Origin of the sequence: Streptomyces erythrochromogenes, assembly GCF_036170895.1 — a bacterium.
GTDB lineage: Bacteria > Actinomycetota > Actinomycetes > Streptomycetales > Streptomycetaceae > Streptomyces > Streptomyces erythrochromogenes.
This window is the reverse complement of sequence record NZ_CP108036.1, coordinates 1,320,413-1,334,359: the sequence shown is the minus strand read 5'-3', so window position 1 is coordinate 1,334,359 and position 13,947 is coordinate 1,320,413. Positions and strand designations below refer to the sequence as shown.

Annotated in this window: 14 protein-coding genes; 7 read left to right on the top strand and 7 right to left on the bottom strand. The window is 72.4% G+C overall.

What is annotated here, in order from left to right:
- Position 1: 1 nt before the first annotated feature.
- From OHA91_RS06420 to OHA91_RS06395, 6 genes are all read right to left on the bottom strand, one after another.
- Positions 2 to 799 (bottom strand): VOC family protein, encoded by a 798-nt coding sequence (locus tag OHA91_RS06420; RefSeq protein ID WP_031146973.1) that lies wholly within the window; start codon positions 797 to 799, stop codon positions 2 to 4.
- Between the two features lie 23 nt (positions 800 to 822).
- Positions 823 to 1,572, bottom strand: a complete 750-nt coding sequence (locus OHA91_RS06415; protein ID WP_158714711.1) for a hypothetical protein — start codon at positions 1,570 to 1,572, stop codon at positions 823 to 825.
- Between the two features lie 169 nt (positions 1,573 to 1,741).
- Complete coding sequence (locus OHA91_RS06410) at positions 1,742 to 2,755, bottom strand: Gfo/Idh/MocA family protein (protein WP_245240007.1); 1,014 nt, start codon at positions 2,753 to 2,755, stop codon at positions 1,742 to 1,744.
- Entirely contained in the window at positions 2,752 to 3,861 is a 1,110-nt protein-coding gene (locus OHA91_RS06405; protein WP_031146979.1) for a DegT/DnrJ/EryC1/StrS family aminotransferase, read from the bottom strand. Before OHA91_RS06405 ends, OHA91_RS06410 begins: the two co-directional genes overlap by 4 nt.
- Before the next feature lie 49 nt (positions 3,862 to 3,910).
- The gene (locus OHA91_RS06400) at positions 3,911 to 4,621 is read right to left on the bottom strand and encodes a class I SAM-dependent methyltransferase (RefSeq protein WP_031146981.1); all 711 of its coding nucleotides are present in this window, start codon (positions 4,619 to 4,621) and stop codon (positions 3,911 to 3,913) included.
- A gap of 39 nt (positions 4,622 to 4,660) precedes the next feature.
- Positions 4,661 to 5,440: a cyclase family protein gene (locus OHA91_RS06395; RefSeq protein ID WP_031146983.1), complete on the bottom strand. Its 780-nt coding sequence runs from the start codon at positions 5,438 to 5,440 to the stop codon at positions 4,661 to 4,663.
- A 188-nt stretch (positions 5,441 to 5,628) separates the two neighbouring features.
- Between OHA91_RS06395 and OHA91_RS06390 the strand changes: the two genes are divergently transcribed.
- The 3 genes from OHA91_RS06390 to OHA91_RS06380 all read left to right on the top strand — a co-directional run bounded on the left by OHA91_RS06390 (position 5,629) and on the right by OHA91_RS06380 (position 7,400).
- Complete coding sequence (locus tag OHA91_RS06390; protein WP_031146985.1) at positions 5,629 to 6,066, top strand: nuclear transport factor 2 family protein; 438 nt, start codon at positions 5,629 to 5,631, stop codon at positions 6,064 to 6,066.
- Positions 6,067 to 6,124: 58 nt separating this feature from the next.
- Positions 6,125 to 7,072 (top strand): NAD-dependent epimerase/dehydratase family protein, encoded by a 948-nt coding sequence (locus tag OHA91_RS06385; protein WP_328738800.1) that lies wholly within the window; start codon positions 6,125 to 6,127, stop codon positions 7,070 to 7,072.
- Positions 7,073 to 7,142: 70 nt separating this feature from the next.
- Entirely contained in the window at positions 7,143 to 7,400 is a 258-nt protein-coding gene (locus OHA91_RS06380; protein WP_031146990.1) for a phosphopantetheine-binding protein, read from the top strand.
- 23 nt (positions 7,401 to 7,423) lie between these two features.
- Here OHA91_RS06380 and OHA91_RS06375 read toward each other — a convergent pair whose 3' ends face one another.
- A complete protein-coding gene (locus tag OHA91_RS06375) occupies positions 7,424 to 8,143 on the bottom strand; it encodes a class I SAM-dependent methyltransferase (RefSeq protein ID WP_031146991.1) in 720 nt (239 codons plus the stop codon).
- Positions 8,144 to 8,378: 235 nt separating this feature from the next.
- Between OHA91_RS06375 and OHA91_RS06370 the strand changes: the two genes are divergently transcribed.
- The 4 genes from OHA91_RS06370 to OHA91_RS06355 all read left to right on the top strand — a co-directional run bounded on the left by OHA91_RS06370 (position 8,379) and on the right by OHA91_RS06355 (position 13,920).
- Positions 8,379 to 9,575, top strand: coding sequence for an aromatic ring-hydroxylating oxygenase subunit alpha (locus OHA91_RS06370; RefSeq protein WP_051892704.1), 1,197 nt, complete (start codon positions 8,379 to 8,381; stop codon positions 9,573 to 9,575).
- Between the two features lie 86 nt (positions 9,576 to 9,661).
- The gene (locus OHA91_RS06365; protein ID WP_031146993.1) at positions 9,662 to 10,879 is read left to right on the top strand and encodes a class I SAM-dependent methyltransferase; all 1,218 of its coding nucleotides are present in this window, start codon (positions 9,662 to 9,664) and stop codon (positions 10,877 to 10,879) included.
- Positions 10,880 to 10,930: 51 nt separating this feature from the next.
- Positions 10,931 to 12,304, top strand: a complete 1,374-nt coding sequence (locus OHA91_RS06360) for an activator-dependent family glycosyltransferase (protein ID WP_328738798.1) — start codon at positions 10,931 to 10,933, stop codon at positions 12,302 to 12,304.
- Positions 12,301 to 13,920 carry an FAD-binding oxidoreductase gene (locus tag OHA91_RS06355; RefSeq protein ID WP_031146996.1) on the top strand — a complete coding sequence of 540 codons (1,620 nt, stop codon included), beginning with the start codon at positions 12,301 to 12,303 and terminating at the stop codon, positions 13,918 to 13,920. Before OHA91_RS06360 ends, OHA91_RS06355 begins: the two co-directional genes overlap by 4 nt.
- Positions 13,921 to 13,947: the final 27 nt, after the last annotated feature.

Genomic DNA, 13,947 nt, shown 5'->3' with positions numbered 1-13,947 from the left:
GTCAGTCCGGCGACGGAGCCAGCACCACGAAGTCGGCGCCCGCCGGGTCGAGGCAGACGGCCAGCCGTCCGACGCCCTCGGCGTCCTCCGGCCCCATCTGCACGCTGCCGCCGTTCCCGGTGACCGCGGCGACCGCCGCGTCGCAGTCGGTTACGGCGAAGACGGGGTGCCAGTACGGCCGCCCGCCCGCCGGGGCGAGGTGCTCGGCGGGCAGCTCCATCACGCCGCCGTGCATGCGCTCCGCAGGCTGTCCGGCGGGCGTGACCAGGGCGTACGTCCCTCCGCCGCCCGGCAGCTCCATGTCGCTGAACCACCAGCCGAAGACCCCGCCGTAGAAGTCCTTGGCCGCCGCCGCGTCGCTCGTGTACAGCTCCGTCCACGACAGCGACCCCGGCTCGTCGACCAGCTCGACGCCCTTGCTGGTCCCCGGCTGCCAGACGGCGAACTGGCCCCCCAGCGGGTCGCTGTACTGGGCCATCCGCCCCCACTCGTCGAGGTCCCTCGGCGGCACCCGCACCGTGCCCCCGCCGCGCTCGACGGCCTCGGTGACGGCATCCGCGTCGGGCACGCTGTAGTAGATCATCCAGGCCGGGCGGGCACCCTCCTCGGTGAGCTTGCCGAGCCCGGCGACGATCTTCCCGTCCTTCCGGAACATCCCGCCCTCCATGTCCTCCCCCTCGCCCATGGACTCGTAGTCCCAGCCGAGGACGGCGCCGTAGAACGCCGCCGCGGCGGGCACGTCGGGAGCGCCGAGGTCGATCCAGCAGGGGGCGCCCGCGGCGAAGTCAGTGGTGATCATGGTGGTCCCTTTCGCGCGGTGCGCTACTGGAGCTTGGACAGGTCGACCGAGTCCGCGGGCGCGGGCGGCTTGGGCCGGACCGGCTCGTCGAAGGCGGAGAAGGTGGCCTCCACACGTTCGCCGGAGGCCTTGGCGCCCTGGATGCGCAGGAGGTACGGCTCGTCCTGCGTGGACACCTGGTAAGTGCCGGTGTCCCCGCCGCGCTTGCCGGTGACCGTGATGGCCGGACGGCCGTCGACGGCGCTGCGCGCGCCCTTCTTCAGCTGCTCGTTCGCCGGCTTCGAGGAGAACTCCGACTTGAAGTAGTCGAGATCGCAGAACTGGGCGAAATCACGCAGCATGATGTTGTCCGTGGTGCCGTGCAGGTAGCGGCCGTCGATCAGCGCGATCGCGTCCTCGGCCGCGGCGGCCGGTACCTGGGCCCGCAGCAGCGCGTCGTCGAGCTTCATCCACACGTCGTTGCCGCGTTTGATCACGTCGGCCCTGCCGGAGCCGCCGGGCGGCCTGACGGTGCCGACGCAGTTGCCCGCCTCGTCGAAGCGGATGTCCAGCGCGGTGGTGCCCGACCCCTCGGTCACCTTGGCCACCATGCGCATGGACGTGACCTCCGACATGGCCTTGCGCGAGGCGTCGGCGATGGCCTGCGCGCTCTTGTCGGCCATCCCGTTGTCGTCGGCCAGGGCCGTGCCCGTGCCAACGCCCGCGAACACGATCAGAAAGACGGTTCCCGCGGCCGCGCTGCGGACCACGGCTGCTGCCCGGGGTGCGGACATCGGGCGTCACCTCCCTCGGACCGCCACCGGGTGGCGCCAGGTGACACCCTGCCTCCGGTGCGGCCGGTCACCGGATCAGCGTAGGTCCGCGCCGCGGACACCGCAGCCCGGGCACCCGCCGCCGCCGGGCGCCGGTGCGCGGCCCCGCCCCCGGCGCCGTTGTGCCGCCTCAGCCGCCGACGATCCTGGCGACCTTGCGGACGTCCTCGACCAGCCTGGCCTGCAGGAGCGACTCCGCTTCGCCGACCGGTCCGTCCCCGCCGGCCAGGACGGCGGCCGTGAACGCGGCCAGCGCGTTGCGCACCTGGTCGTCCGCGGGCATCGCCAGCTCGGTCAGCCGGTCCTGCTGCTGGAGCCGGACCACGGGCTTGAGCACCTCCGGCGGGGTGTACGCCCGCTCCACCGAGATCCGTCCCGCGCCGCCCCACAGCGCGTAGCGCGACCGGTAGGAGTGGCGGAAGCCGAACTCCAGCTGCGCCGCGACGCCGTCGGGGGCGCACAGCAGCGCCGTGCCCGCCACGTCCACGCCGGTCGCGTCGTCCACCCGCAGGGTGGCCGCCAGCACCTCCGGCTCACCGGACAGGTACATCTGCGCCGTGCGCAGCGGATAGACGCCGACGTCCAGCAGCGCGCCGCCGCCGAGCGAGGGGGCGTACCGGAACCCCGTGGGGTCCAGCGGCGGTACGCCGAAGGAACCGGAGAGCACCTCCAGCCCGCCGATGGCGCCCGACTCTACGAGCGAGCGGACCCCGGCGTGCTGGGAGTGGTGCAGGAACATGAAGTTCTCGGCGAGGATCCGGCGGTGCCGCCGAGCCAGCTCCATCAGCTCGGCGGCCTCCGCGTGGGTCGTGCACAGCGGCTTCTCGCACAGCACGTGCTTGCCGGCGAGCAACGCCTCGGCCACCTGCTCGAAGTGGAGCGCGGGCGGGAGCGGGACGTACACCGCGTCGATGTCGTCCCGCTCCAGCAGCGTCCGGTAGCCCTTGACCCCGGCGCACCCGAACCGGGCCGCCGCCCGCTGCGCCTTCGCGGCGTCCCGGCTGGCCACCGCGACGAGCTCGGCCGACTCGGCCGCCGCGATGGCCGGCAGCATCCGGCGCAGCGCGATGTCCGCGCAGCCGAGCACACCCATGCGGACCCGGCGGCCGCCGTCCCCGTCCCGCCCGGTGGGGACAGGGCTCACAGCGAGGCCAGTACGTCGTGGAGCGCGCCGATCACCTTGTCCTGCACCGCCGGGTCCAGCGAGGGGTACATGGGCAGCGAGAAGATCTCCTCGGCCGCCGACTCGGTGACGGGCAGGGACCCCTTGGCGTATCCGAGGTGGGCGAAGCCCGTCATGGTGTGGACCGGCCACGGGTAGCTGATGTTCAGCTGGATGTCGTAGGCCTTCAGCGCCTCGATGATCGCGTCGCGCCGCGGATGGCGGACCACGTAGACGTAGTGGACGTGGTCGTTGCCCGGCGCCGTCGACGGCAGGACCAGACCGGTGCCGGCGAGGCCCTCGGCGTACCGGCGGGCCACCGCGCGCCGGCCCTCGACGTAGGCGTCGAGCCGGCGCAGCTTGCGGCGCAGGATCTCCGCGTGCAGCTCGTCCAGGCGGCTGTTGTGCCCAGGGGTCTGGACGACGTAGTACCGCTCCTCCATGCCGTAGTACCGCAGCCGCCGCAGCGCGGCGTCCACGGCCGGGTCCGAGGTGATGACGGCGCCGCCGTCGCCGTAGGCCCCGAGCACCTTGGTGGGATAGAAGGAGAACCCGGCCGCGGCCCCCCAGGTGCCGGCGAGGCGTCCGCCCCGGCGGGCGCCGTGGGCCTGCGCGCAGTCCTCGAAGACCACCAGGCCGTGCTCGTCCGCCACGGCCTGGAGCGCGGTCATGTCCACGCACTGGCCGTACAGATGGACCGGCAGCAGACACCTGGTGCGCTCGGTGACGGCCGCGGACACCTGCTCGACGTCCATCAGATAGGTGTCGGGGTGGACGTCGACGAAGACGGGCGTCGCCCCCACGGAGTCGATGGCCACCACCGTGGGCGCGGCGGTGTTCGAGACCGTGATCACCTCGTCGCCGGGGCCCACGCCGATCGCCTGGAGGCCCAGCTTGATCGCGTTGGTGCCGTTGTCGACACCCACCGCGTGCCCGACCCCGTGGTAGGCGGCGAACTCCTCCTCGAAGCCGCGCCCGCTGGCGCCGAGCACGAGCTGCCCCGACCGCAGCACGGTCTCGACGGCGTCGTGGATGTCCTCCCGCTCGTTCTCGTACTCGCGCAGGTAGTCCCATACGTAAGTGGTCATGGCTGAGTCACTGTCTCCGCTCGTCTCCGGCACGTGCCTGGCTGGGGTCCTACTGCCGTACACCGACGAACAGACCGCGGCCGGTCGGGTCGCCGGGGAGGTACTCGACGGTGCACCCCGCGTCGGCGAACGCCGCGAGGTACTCGTCCTTGGTGAAGAGGGTGAGGACGTCGACCTCGGTGAACTCCCGGATGCCGGAGCTGTCGCCGACCAGGAACCGCACCTCCATCCGGGTCGCGCGGCCCTGGAGGGTCGAGTGCGAGATCCGCGCCACCGTGCGGCCGTTCTCCCGGCCGAGGTCGCCCGCGACGTAGCCCTCGACATGGTTCTCAGGGAACCACCACGGCTCGATGACGAGCACCCCGCCGGGGCGTACGTGCCGGGCCATCGACCGCACCGCGTCACGCATGTCGGCGACGGTGCCGAGGTAGCCGATGGCGCAGAACATGCACACGACCGCGTCGAAGGTGCGGCCGAGGCCGAAGGCGCGCATGTCGCCGGGGTGGACCGTCACCGCCGGCAGCCGCCGGTGGGCCAGCTCCCGCATCGGGGCGGCGATCTCCAGACCCTCGGTGTGCTTGAACAGCGTTCCGAAGGTCTCCAGATGGGCTCCCGTCCCGCAGGCCACGTCGAGCAGGGAGTCCGCCTCCGGGCACCGCGCCCGTACGAGGTCCGTGACGTGGGCCGCCTCGGCCGGCCAGTCCTTGCCCCGGCTGCGGTAGAAGATCTCGTAGACCTCCGCCAGCTCCTGTCCGTACATCTCTCTCCAGTCGGTGTCGGGTCGGGGTCGGTGCCGGGCTCACTCGTCGACCATGGCGACCGCCCTGGTCCAGCCGGCGCCCGCGCCCGCGATCTTCACGGGGAAGCAGACGACGGTGAACCCGTACGGGGCGGGCAGGGCGTCGAGGTTCGCCAGACGCTCGATCTGGCAGTACTCCCGGTCGCGGCCGGCGAAGTGGGCCGGCCACAGCACCGAACGGTCACCGGTGCGCCGGTAGCGCTCGATGATGTCGGTGAAGGGGGCGTCCAGGCTGAACGCGTCCGTCCCGATCACCCGCACCCCCAGGTCCAGCAGCAGGTGCACGGCCGGCCCGTCCAGCCCGGCGAACTCGGTGAAGTACTCCGGGGTGCCCGCCCGCGCCGAGGCCCCGGTGCGCAGCAGGACGATGTCCATCGGCGCCGGGGTGCGGCCGATCCGCTCGAACTCCTTCTCCAGCCGCGCGGCCCCGACGACACCGGTCGCCGCGTCGGTGAGGTCGAGCACGATCCCGGGCCTGCAGAACCAGTCCAGCGGCATCCGGTCGATGTGCCGGGGCACTCCGTCGCCGTACCCGGCCCTGGAGCCGTAGTGCGACGGCGCGTCGACGTGCGTGCCGGTGTGCGAGGTCAGGGTGATCCGGTCGAGCGAGAGGAACTCCCCGTCGGGCAGTTCCTCCGGGGAGAACTCCAGCCCGAAGTGCGTACGCATCTCCGCGCTCATGTGCTCCGCACCCTGACGGGGCGTCAACACCTCGTGCACCACCGGATCCGGCTCGTACGCCGTGGCGTCCACCGCCGACGACAGGTCGATCAACCGCACACGGACCTCCTACGCATCGAACCGCTCGCACCGACGAGCAGATCGTGCTCGGTGCCGACGGAGAAGCGCTCAAGCCTCACTCGGCTCCCGCGCGTCACGTTCGAGCCGATGTCGAAGGGCGTCGTGAATCGTTCGCGGGTGCGCCCGTTCGCCCCGAACGGGACCAGCGTGAGGAGGACGCGGTGGCAATGCGGACGGGAACCTCGTCGTCGTTCGATTCCCTCTATGCCGAAGTGCAACAGTTCTACGCCGATCACATGCACCTGCTCGACGCCGGGGACGGCGAGGGCTGGGCGCGGACCTTCACCGAGGACGGATCGTTCGCGCCGCCCTCGCTGCCCGAGCCCGTCGTCGGCCGGGCCGCCCTGGCCGAGGGGGTCGACAAGGCCGCCGCGGCGCTGGCCGAGGCCGGCGAGGTGCACCGGCACCTGCTCGGCATGGTGTCGGTCCGGCCGGGCGAGGACGGCTCCCTGAGCGTCCGTTCGTACGCGCAGATCATCGCCACGGCCCGGGGCGGCAGCCCCCGGCTGCACCTGATGTGCGTGTGCGACGACGTGCTCGTCCGGGTCGACGGCGAACTGAAGGTGCGCGAACGCCGCGTCACCCGTGACGACCGGCGCCCGTGACCGCGGCGCCGCCGGGACCCGCCATGACCACGGGAAACATCGAGGAAGGGAGGACGCGGTGGTGACCGCAGACGAGGTCGGCAGGGCGACCGGGCGCCGTACGGTCGCCGTACTGGGCGCGACCGGCACCATCGGACGGCAGGTGGCCGCGGCGTTCACGCGCGCGGGACACGAGGTGCTCGGCGTGGCCCGGCACCCCGCGCCGCACACCGCCCGGCATCCCTTCGTCCCGCTGGACGTGGCGGAGGCGGATCCCCGGGACATCGCCGACCTACTCGCCGAACGGAACGTGGACGTCGTCGTCAACGCGACGGGCGGATGGGTGGTGACCGAGGAGGCCATGCACCACGCCCACGTGCGGCTGGTGGAGCGGATGCTCGCCGGCGTCGCGAAGCTGCCCACCCGCCCCCGCGTCGTCCACGTCGGCAGCATCCACGAGTACGGATTCGTGTCCCCGGACCCCGACGGCATCGACGAGTCGGTGCCGCCGGAGCCGACCACCCCGTACGCCCGGACGAAACTGGCCGGGTCGCAGGCCGTACTGGAGGCGGCCCGGACCGGGGACGTCGACGGGGTCGTGCTGCGCCCGGTCAACGTGTGCGGTCCGCACCCGTCGGAGGCGAGCTTCCTGGGCACCGTGCTGAACCGACTGCGCGCACTGACGCCGGGGGAGCGGCTGGAGCTGGTCATCGCGGACGCGGCACGCGACTACGTCGACGTGCGCGACGTCGCCTCGGCGGTCCTGGTGGCCGCGGACGCGGCCGCCTCCGGCACCGTGTTCAACATCGGACGCGGTGAGGCGCCCACCATGCGCGAACTGGTCACCACCCTGGTCGAGGCGGCGGGATTCCCGCCCGGCACGGTCAAGGAGACCGGCGGGGCGGTGGAGAGCAAGGGCGGCGGCTGGACCAAGGCCGACATCCGGCGCGCGGAACGGGTACTGGGCTGGCGCCCGGCCATCGGGCTGCGCGCCTCCCTGCACGACATGTGGAAGGCGGCGGGCTGAGCCCCGGCCGCCACCCCGGGCGCCCGTCGGCGGGCGCCCGATTCCCCACGAGCGGAGAGAGGTACGAGTGATGAGCGAACTGACCCTGCCGGTACTGGTCGAGATCTTCCGGGAGTGCGCGGGCGAGGCGGACGGCGCCGATCTGGACGGCGAGGACGTCGGTGACGTCGAGCTGAACGTCCTCGGCTACGACTCGCTCGCCCTGCTGGAGGCGATCAGCCAGGTCGAGCGGAGGTACTCCATCGGCATGCCGGACGCGGAGACCCGCATCAAGACGCTGAACCAGTTCCTCGAGCAGGCCAACGAACAACTGGTGCAGCGGTCCTGAACCCCGCCGCCCCGTCCGCCGGATCAGCCGGCGGACGGGACGCCGACGAAGAGCCCGCGGCCGGCGGGCGCGACGGGGACGTAGTCGACGCGGAAACCGGCGGCCCCGAACGCCGCCTCGTACCGCTCCCGTGAGAACAGGCCGATCAGGTGCGTCTCGTGGAAGTGCCGGACGCCCGACGCCCCGTCCGCGACGAGATAGTGCACGTTCATCCGGGAAGCGTCCCCCTCCCGTACGGAGTGGGAGACCCGGGACACGGTCCGCCCCCCGACGGTCGCCGTGGCCCCGGCGACATGGCCGTGCAGGTACGTCTCGGGGAACCACCACGGGTCGACGGCCAGCACCCCGTCGGGCGCCAGGTGCCGCGCGAACCGGCGCAGCGCGCCGACCAGCGCGTCCTGCGTCAGCAGGTAGCCGATCGAGCCGAACATGCACGTGATGACGTCATAGGTGCGGCCCAGTTCGAAGTCCCGCATGTCGCCCACGTGCACGGGCACGTGCGGCAGCGCCGCCTGCGCGAAGCGGGCCATCGGCTCGGACAGCTCCAGCCCGGCCACCTCGTCGAACAGCTCGTCGAAGCGGCGCAGATGGGCCCCGGTGCCGCAGGCCACGTCGAGCAGGCTCGCCGCGTCCGGCTTGTGCGCCCGCACCTGCCGTTCCACTTCGGCCGCCTCCTCGAGGTAGTCCTTGCCGCGGCTGCGGTGGATGAGCTCGTAGATCTCGGCCAGTTCGGCTCCGTACACGGCGACCTCGTTCGACGGGCACCCGGCGGCGACAGCGCGACGGGTACGGCGGAAGGGACAGGGGTCCGGCGGGACCGATGGTCGGGCCGGCCGCTAGAGGAACGCCGGAGACCGGCTGGACGCACGGGCCCCCGGGGCCGCTCGCGGGGCCGGGCCCCGCTGTCGAGCAGGGTTCGAATCCCCCCTGCCAGGGTCGGGGCACCACGGACCCGCGGCACAGGTTGGAGTCCCCACCGTGAGCACAGGAACGAGCACAGACCGGACCGCCGACGCGCGCGCCGGCTCCCCGTCGGCAGAGGTCGCCGAGCTGCTGGACGTACTGCGCGGCTACCTGGACCTGGCACCCCAGCTCAGTCTGCCGCCCCGCGCGTTCACCTCGCCCGAGCTCTACGAGCTCGAACGCACCCGCGTCTTCGGACGCTCCTGGGTGCTCGTCGCGCACCGCGACGAACTCGCCGAGCCGAACAGCTACGTCTCGGTCGACATCGCGGGCGAGCAGATCCTGGTCACCCGCGACGCGGACGGCGCGCTCCACGGGATGTCACCGATCTGCCGGCACCGGATGATGCCGCTCGTCGAACCCGGCGCCACCGGACGGGCCGACTCCTTCACCTGTCCGTACCACCTGTGGCGGTACGGGCTCGACGGCCGCCTCATCGGCGCCACCCACATGCGGCGGAACCCGGACTTCGACCCGAAGGACTGCAGACTCCCCGCCTTCGCCGTCGAGGAGTGGCACGGCTTCGTGTACGTGAACCTCGACGCGGCCGCGGCCCCCCTCGCCCCCGAACTGAAGCGGATCTCCGGCGACCTGACCAACTACCGGCTCGACGAGATGGCGCAGCTCGGCTCCTGGAGCGAGGAGTGGGCGTGCAACTGGAAGGTCGCCGTCGAGAACGCCCACGAGAACTACCACGTCATGGGCTTCCACCCGGAGACCCTCCAGCAGTCGACGCCCGGCGGGTCCGACACGGACGTGCGGGTCGACTCCCCGTGGGCGCTGCGCCTGCTCGTCCCGTTCACCGAGCCGCAGGAGGCCTACGCCCTGCCGCTGACGGACACGGAGAAGGCCCACCTGTACGGCATCTTCGTCTTCCCCGCGGCGAGCCTGGCCGCGGCGGGCGAGATGGTCATCTGGCTCAGCCTCATCCCGCAGACGATCGACCGGACGCTGGTCCGCGGCGGCATCCTCGTGCCGCGCGCCGCGCTGGAGGGCGCCGACCTCGACGAGATGCGCCGGCAGGCCGAGACGTACGCGGGAATGATCAACAGCGAGGACCGCAACGGCCTGGAGGCCGTCCAGCGCGCGGTGGGGTCCCGCTTCGCCGCACGCGGCCACCTGAGCCCCAAGGAACCCGGCGTCGTGGCCTTCTACCAGAACCTGGCACGGGCCCTGCTGCGCGCCGACGACGACTGGCCGGGAGGCCTGTGAGCCCGCCCGCCGGGCCCGTCCGCCCGCGCACGCCGGGACGATTCGCCCCTTTGCCCATCCGCCACTCAAGGAAGAGGACACCCATCGTGCTCAGTTGTCGGATCTGCGGCGGTCGGCTGCACGAGTTCATCGACTTCGGACAGCAACCGCTCTCCAGCGGGCTCCTCGAGCCCGAATACCTCGGCGACGAGTTCTTCTTCCGGCTGGCCGTCGGCGTCTGCGGCGACTGCACCATGGTCCAGCTCACGGAGGAGGTGCCGCGCCACCTGATGTTCAACAGCCACTACCCGTACCTGTCGTCCGGATCCTCCGTCATGCGCGGGCACTTCGAGGAGACCGCCCGGCACTTCCTGGCGACCGAACTCACCGGGAAGGACGCCTTCCTCGTCGAACTGGGCTGCAACGACGGCGTCATGCTCCGCGCCCTGGCCGAGGCCGGGGTCCGCCACCTCGGCGTCGAACCCTCGCAGAGCGTGGCCGACATCGCGCGCCGCCAGGGCATCCGCGTCGCCACCGAGTTCTTCCAGGAGTCGACGGCCGCCGACATCCGCAAGGAGGAGGGCCACGCCCAGGTCATCTTCGCGGCCAACACCATCTGCCACATCCCCTACCTGGACTCCATCTTCCGGGGAGTGGACGAGCTGCTCGCACCGGACGGGGTGTTCGTCTTCGAGGACCCCTATCTCGCCGACATCGTCGACCTCGCCTCCTTCGACCAGATCTACGACGAGCACTACTACTTCTTCTCCGTCTCCTCCGTGAGCGCCATGGTCGAGCGGTTCGGCTTCGAACTGGTCGACGTGGAACGGCTCTCCGTGCACGGCGGCGAGGTCCGCTACACCATCGCCCGCGCCGGACGGCGCACCCCCGCGCCCGCGGTCGCCGAGCTGCTGGGGCAGGAACGCGCGCGCGGGCTGTCGGAGCTCGCCACCCTCCAGGGCTTCGTGGCCCGTGTGGAGCGGGCCCGGGACGAGCTGGTCGCGCTGCTGCGCAGGCTGCGCGACGAAGGCCGCACGGTCGTCGGGTACGGGGCCACGGCCAAGAGCGCCACCGTCGCCAACTACTGCGGCATCGGGCCCGACCTGATCTCCTTCATCTCCGACACCACCCCGAACAAGCAGGGACGGCTGACACCGGGCTCGCACATCCCGGTGCGGTCCCGGGCCGACTTCGAGAACCCCTACCCCGACTACGCCCTGCTGTTCGCCTGGAACCACGCCGAGGAGATCATCGCCAAGGAACAGCAGTTCCGGGCCTCGGGCGGCAAGTGGATCCGCTACGTGCCGGACGTCCGCGTGCTGTGAGCGCGCCCGCGCCCACAGCACGCGAACACGCCGGCCGAGGAAGGGTGCCCGATGCGGGTCCTGTTCACCACACACACAGCGAAGTCCCATCTGTTCGCACAGGTCTCGCTGGCCTGGGCACTGCGGGCGGCCGGCCACGAGGTCCACATGGCCGGCCAGCCCGACCTCGCCGACGACATCACCCGCACCGGCCTGACCGCCGTGACGGCCGGAGCCGCGCTCGACCTGGCGGCCCAGATGGAGTCGTACGAACATAACGAGCACGACGGGTCCGGCGACGGCACGGTGCAGGACCCGGGAGCCTGGGAGGGGACCGGCGGCGCGGACGACTACCGGGCGATCGCCGAGCGGTACGAGTACTGGACGGACATGACCGAGATCCGTCCACAGAAGCTGTCGTACGAGTACATGCACGGCGTCTTCACCGCCATGACCACCCAGGTGTTCCAGCAGTACTCCGCACCCGCGATGATCGACGACCTGGTGCGCCACGCCCGGTGGTGGCGGCCGGACCTGGTCGTCTGGGACCCGCTGACCTTCGCGGGTCCCGTCGCGGCCCGGGCCGTCGGCGCGGCCCACGTCCGGCTCCTGTTCGGCCTGGACCTCATCGGGCGGATGCGCCGCCCCTACCTCGACGCGCTGCGCCGGCTGCCGCCGGCGCAGCGCGAGGACCCCATGGAGGAGTGGCTGGGCGACACCGTGCGGCGCTACGGCGGGGAGTTCGGCGAGGACCTCGTCGTCGGGCAGCGCACCATCGACCCCCTCCCGCCCGCCCTGCGCTTCCTGGACGGGCCGGACCGCGTACCCATGCGCTGCGCGCCCCACAACGGCAGCTCCGTCCTCCCGGACTGGCTGCGCGAGCCGCAGGAGCGCAGGCGCGTCTGCCTCACGCTCGGCGTCTCGCACCGTGAGCTGCTCGGCGCCGACCGGCTCCCGCTCGGGGAGGTGCTCGCGGCCCTCGCCGGTGTCGACGCCGAGGTGGTGGCCACCCTGAACGCGGCCCAGCTCGCGTCCGTCACCGAAGTTCCGGACAACGTCCGCGTCGTGGACTTCGTACCCCTGGAGACCCTGCTCCCCAGCTGCTCCGCAGTGATCCACCACGGGGGAGCGGGCACCTTCAACACCGCGCTGAGCTGCGGAGTGCCCCAGCTGATCCTGCCCGACGGGGTGTGGGACACCGACCACAAGGCCCGCCTGCTGGAGGAGCGCGGAGCCGGGATCCGGGTCGCGCAGCCCGAGAAGGCCGACGCCGCAACGCTGCACGGCATGATCACGCGGCTGCTGGAGGAGCCCTCCTTCGGCCGGGCGGCCGCCCGGCTGCGCGACGAGTCGAGGGACATGCCCGCGCCCAGCGCCGTCGTACCCGTCCTCGAAGAGCTCGCCGCCGGGCGACGACCGCACCAACGACAGGGAGAGTGGCAGTGAAGGACCTATCGCGCCGCGGATTCATCGCGGGCGGCGTCGCGGCCGGAGGCGCCGCGGCGCTGACCGCCGCCGGCACGGGAACGGCCGCGGCGGACACGACGGCCGCCGGCTGCTTCCCGGCGCCCCCGGCCAAGGACATCCGCCCGGGCGACCCCCGCTACGCGGAGCTGACGGCCAGGGGTTACAACGGGCGGTTCTCCGGCCGCCCGGAGTCCGTACGCCTCGTCCACCGCGCCGACCAGGTGGTCGCCGCCGTGGACGACGCCCTGCGCACCGGCCGGCGGATCGCCGTCCGCAGCGGCGGACACTGCTTCGAGGGCTTCGTCGACGACCCGGCCGTCCAGGTCGTCGTCGACGTCTCCGAGATGAAGTCCGTCCACTACGACCCCCGCCACAAGGCCTTCGCCATCGAGTCCGGCGCGACGCTCGGTGAGGTCTACCGCACCCTCTACCTCGGCTGGGGAGTGACCGTCCCGGCGGGCGCCTGCCCCGGCGTCGGCGCCGGGGGCCACATCGCGGGCGGCGGGTACGGGGGGCTGTCGCGCCACCACGGCTTCGTCGCCGACCACCTGTACGGCGTCGAGGTCGTCGTGGCCGACCGCCCCGGCCGGGCCCGCCTGGTCACCGCCACCCGTGACCCCGCCGACCCCCACCACGACCTGTGGTGGGCCCACACCGGCGGCGGAGGCGGCAACTTCGGCGTCGTCACCCGCTATCTGATGCGCTCTCCCGGCGCGCGCGGCGACGACCCGACGACCCTGCTGCCCAAGCCCCCGGCGACGATCCGCTCCGTCACCATCGGCTGGTCGTGGGCGGACATGACCGAGGCGGCCTTCGTACGGATCCTGCGCAACCACGGCACCTGGCACGAGCGGGAGTCCGCCGCGGACTCCCGCTACGCACCCCTCAGCGCCTGGCTGATCCTCAACCACCGGGCGAACGGGCGGTTCACCCTCGTGGCCAACGTGGACGGCTCACTGCCGCACGGCGCGCAGCTGCTCGACGAGTACGTCGCGGCGATCACCGCCGGCACCGGAGTGCGCCACGAGGCCGAACAGGCCACCGCGCTGTGGATGAAGTCCACCCTGACCACCGACCCCTACGCCGGCGGCGGGTACCCCTTCAAGTCCAAGGCCGCGCTCCTGCGCAAGGCCTGGACGGAGACCCAGATCCGGACCCTGCACCGCTGTCTGACCAGCTCCGGCGGCGAGCACCAGGGCTCGGCCGTGTACCTGTCCACCCTAGGCGGCAGGATCAACACGGTCCCGGCGTCCGCGACGGCGATCCCGCACCGCGACAGCCTCTTCAGCGCCTCCTACGAGACCTCCTGGTGGCCCGGGATCTCCGGCGACGAGCAACTGGCCTGGGTGCGCGAGCTCTACCGGGACCTGTACGCGGACACCGGAGGCGTCCCCGTGCCCGACGCCGCGAACGGCGGGGCCTACATCAACTACCCGGACGTCGACCTCGCCGACCCCCGGTGGAACACCTCCGGCGTGCCCTGGCACACCTTCTACTACCGGGACAACTACCCCCGGCTCCAGCAGGTCAAGGCCCGCTGGGACCCGGCGGACGTGTTCCGCCACGCGCTGTCCGTCCGGCCGCCGGGCCGCTGACGCGCCGGCGGCGCCCGCGGCCAGCGC